Origin of the sequence: Micromonospora sp. NPDC049799 (assembly GCF_040656655.1) — a bacterium.
In the GTDB taxonomy this organism is placed as follows: Bacteria; Actinomycetota; Actinomycetes; order Mycobacteriales; family Micromonosporaceae; genus Micromonospora.
In genome coordinates this window covers 1-3,023 of sequence record NZ_JBFAMU010000557.1, presented here as the reverse complement: position 1 = coordinate 3,023, position 3,023 = coordinate 1, and the positions used below count along the sequence as shown (strand labels likewise).

Annotated in this window: 2 protein-coding genes and 1 pseudogene; all 3 read right to left on the bottom strand. The window is 73.6% G+C overall.

Going from position 1 to position 3,023, the window contains the following annotated elements:
- Nucleotides 1-111: 111 nt before the first annotated feature.
- Nucleotides 112-1,380, bottom strand: a complete 1,269-nt coding sequence (locus AB0I76_RS26280; protein ID WP_357040714.1) for an MFS transporter — start codon at nucleotides 1,378-1,380, stop codon at nucleotides 112-114.
- A gap of 204 nt (nucleotides 1,381-1,584) precedes the next feature.
- A complete protein-coding gene (locus tag AB0I76_RS26275; protein ID WP_357040712.1) occupies nucleotides 1,585-2,502 on the bottom strand; it encodes a hypothetical protein in 918 nt (305 codons plus the stop codon).
- Nucleotides 2,503-2,599: 97 nt separating this feature from the next.
- A pseudogene (locus AB0I76_RS26270) lies at nucleotides 2,600-3,023 on the bottom strand (hypothetical protein); the annotation flags it as partial.

Here is a 3,023-nt window from a genome sequence, read left to right as displayed (position 1 = left end):
CAACGGTGTTCTCTTCCAGCAGGGCAGCGATCTGTTCTACGACAAGGAGAACAACATCATCGCGGACACCAGCCCCGCGGTGAAGAACGCCTGGGCCGCCGGGCCCGTCCGTCACCCCACGTGCCCGGCCGTCTGCCGGGTCGTCCTCCGCGCGCCCGTGCCGGCGCCGGTCACCACGAGCAGCGCCACCAGGAGGTACGGCACGGCCGCCACCGCGAAGGCGACCCCGTTGCCGGCCCCCGTGGCGAGCAGGCCGTACGCGGCGTACACGGCGATGACGGTGACGTCGGTGGCCATGCCGGCCAGCGAGGTGACCGTGGCCCGGCTGGTGCCGGTGATCCGCGTCTGCAGACGGGCGTCGGCGAGCACCGTGGCGAGCTGGAAGCCGCAGAAGGCCCCCCCGATCAGGGCGAAGCCGGCCGGGTGGTCGAGCAGCGCGCCGGCGGCCAGGATCGCGGCGGAGAGCACCAGCAGCATGGCGTACCCGCGGCGGCCCCACCGCTCCCCCGCCGGGGCGAGCAGCCCGCCGACGCTGACCCCGACCCAGGTGAGCAGGAGCAGCAGCGGCACGGTCGGCTCGGTGACGCCGGTGTCCCGGGCGAGCAACGGCGTGTACTCGTCCAGCGCCCCCCAGATCCCGCTGACGGCGGCGACCAGCAGCACCGCCGCCCGGACCGCCCGGTCGGTGTGTGCCTCGGCGAGCCCGGCGCGCAGGCTCGCCCACCACCCCAGGTCGTCACCGTCGTCGTCGGTGTGGCTGTCACCTGGTGCGGCCACAGCCGCGGTGGCGGGGTGGCGGTGTTCGGGGAATCGGGTCGCGACGGCGGCGGCGGCCAGGCAGGCCAGGACGCTGGCCGCGCCGACCGCGAGGTAGTCGCCGACGGCCAGCACGGGGCCGGCCAGCACGATCGAGAGCAGCACGCCGACGGTGCCGGCGGTCTTCGCACGGCCGATGGTGCGCGCGTACCGGCCGGCGGCGCCATGCCGGATGAGTTCGTCGAACACCAGCGCCTCCAGGGCACCGGAGGCCAGCGCCCCGCCGGCACCCCAGAGGAGGAAGCCGAGGGCGAACGCCGGGTACGACGGGGCGAGCACCCAGAGGGCGAACCCGGCACCGGTGACCAGTGGCGCCAGGCAGAGCAGCAGCCGCCGCGACACCGCGTCGGCGAGCGCGCCGGAGGGCACCTCCAGCAGGATGCTGCTGGTCGCCCAGATCACGAACAGCGTGGAGATCTGCCAGACCGTGAGGCCGGTGTCGTTGAACAGCAGCGCGTACACCGGATAGAGCAGGACGAGTTCACTGAGGAACGCGTACCCGTAGAGGGTCGCCGCCAGCCGGCGGACCGGGCGGTCGGGCGGGCGTACGGAGGTGAGGGTCATGAGGCCTTCCCGTGGGATCGGAGCGGACGCCGGACGGACGGCGGCCGGGGCGGCCCACGGGAACGGCCTCTAGCAGTGGATCAACATCGCCAGGTCATGCTCGGGATCGTAGACGGCGGTCGACGTCCGGGCCACGGATTTCGCCCGGACACACGACGGGGTGGGACCCGTGCGGGTCCCACCCCGGTGCGCGGTGCCGGCCGGTCAGCGGCGGAACTTCTCCGTGTCGGTCGGCGGGATGACCATGGTCGCCTCGGCGTCCCCGGCGGTCGGCTGCGTCGGGATGGCCCCGGCGCGGGACGTGACCTGGGTGGTGTCGCCGTCGTACACCGGCACCGCCGGAGTGGCGTCGGTGCCGCGCGGGACGACCTGCGTGGTGTCGGCGTCGGTGGTCGAGCCGGCAAGGTGGGTCTCGGTGTCCCGGCGGCCGGCCTGGTAGGCGCGGGCGTGGGTGGCGATGAGCTGCGACTCCTGCTCGGCGCGGGCCAGCCAGGACTCCCAGCGGCTCTGCATCGGACGGACTAGGCCGCCGCCGACCCCGACGACGAGGATGCCGCCGACCGTGGCCAGCACGGCGATCAGCACCGGGGTGGTGACGGCGGTGGCGACCCCGATCTGGTTCAGCGCGGCGATCACGCCCAGGCCGAGGATGAAGACGTACGCGATGGTGGCGAGGATCCGGCCGTACGAGAGGCCGCCCAGCGCGCCGCTGACGATGTCGCGCACCGCGTTGGCGATCGCGGCGGCGACCACGACGATGACGATCGCGACGAAGGCGCGCGGCAGCCACGCGATGACGCCGGCGATCAGGTCCGAGATGGGGTTCGGGCCCCAGATGCCGAAGGCGAGCTGGAGGGTCACCAGCAGGACCGCGTAGTAGGCGAGCTTGGCCACGATGTCGCTTGCGTCGTAGCGGGAGCGGGCCAGCGCCCGCCGGATCCCGCCGCGCTCCACGGCCCGGTCGAAGCCGATCCGCTCCAGCACCTTGTCCACGACCTTCAGCACGGCCTTGGCGATGAGCCAGCCGGCCACCAGGATCAGCACGAAGGCGACGGCCTTCGGCAGGAAGAGCATCACCGCGCGGAGGGCGTCGCCCACCGCGTCACCGAATCTGTCTGCCATCTCTATACCTCCACCACACGCGTCTGTTTCCGTTTCCGTCGGGTCGGCACCTACCCGAGCGGGCCGCGCCGGAAACACCAGGCGTGGTGGGGTGGGGTCAGCGTCGGCAGTCGTAGACGACCGGGGCCTGCGCCTGGAGCGGCGACGGGGAGACGATGTTGACGGTGGCGGTCTCCGTTGTGGAGCCGACGCCGTTGAACGCCCAGCGCAGGGTCAGCGCCACCGTCCGCTGGCCCCGGCCGACCCGCTCGGTGAGCAGGGTGCCCGGCGCGCTGCCGGTGCGCAGCCACTGGTAGCGGATCTCCCCCGCCCGTCCGTTGGTGGTCACCGTGGCCACCACGTCCACGGTCGCGTCGCACCCGGCCGGCGCCGGCGCCGCCACGGTCACCCCGCCGACCTCCAGCGGGCGCAGCCGCTGCCAGAGGTAGAGCCCGACGACGACCACCAGCGCGACCGTGAGCAGGCCGGACAGCACCGACGTCGCGGTCCGCCACACCGGCCGGCGGCGGGCCGGAATCGAC

Bases quoted from the DNA above. Each gene is read 5' to 3' on its own strand.
- AB0I76_RS26280 (WP_357040714.1), bottom strand. From the start codon at position 1,380: ATGACCCTCACCTCCGTACGCCCGCCCGACCGCCCGGTCCGCCGGCTG.
- AB0I76_RS26275 (WP_357040712.1), bottom strand. From the start codon at position 2,502: ATGGCAGACAGATTCGGTGACGCGGTGGGCGACGCCCTCCGCGCGGTG.